Annotated in this window: 1 protein-coding gene; it reads left to right on the top strand. The window is 52.9% G+C overall.

Annotation, left to right across the window (positions count from 1 at the left end; translation table 11 throughout):
• Window positions 1-58: 58 nt before the first annotated feature.
• Window positions 59-395: hypothetical protein (locus ACLD7X_RS19525; RefSeq protein WP_411425336.1), on the top strand; the 337-nt coding region annotated here is incomplete at its 3' end.

The following is a 395-nucleotide window of genomic DNA, read 5'->3' as shown; positions in this document are numbered from 1 at the left end:
CTTCAGGCGAGACGTACTCAAACTCTTGAATCCTGTGGGACTACCTTCCGACATCAAAATGAGCGGCGACGTTTACTTGGCTTTTGGCGCGCACATGCTTGGCGGATCACTTTTTGTCGATGAGACATTGAGTTGGCGAGGTGTCCACGCCCTGAACGCGGCGCATCCGGAGATAGTATTCTCGGAGCACCAGGTATCGCTCAGGGCGAGTTTCACGAGTGAAGCTGACAGACTAAGAAAAGCGGCTGCGAACTCATTTCTGGTGAATGGAGCGTGCAACTATCTTACTGTACCGAACCTAGGCGAGATTCTTACCGCCCACTTTGATTCACGCACATTATTCGTCTGGATGTCGGAGAACGAGCTGGTTCGCGACCTGCTCCAGCGCTTTGCGA

It is taken from the genome of Aphanothece microscopica RSMan92, assembly GCF_046613545.2.
GTDB lineage: Bacteria > Cyanobacteriota > Cyanobacteriia > PCC-6307 > Cyanobiaceae > NIES-981.
Note: the sequence above shows the minus strand (reverse complement) of the source record. Positions and strands in the feature narration are given on the sequence as shown.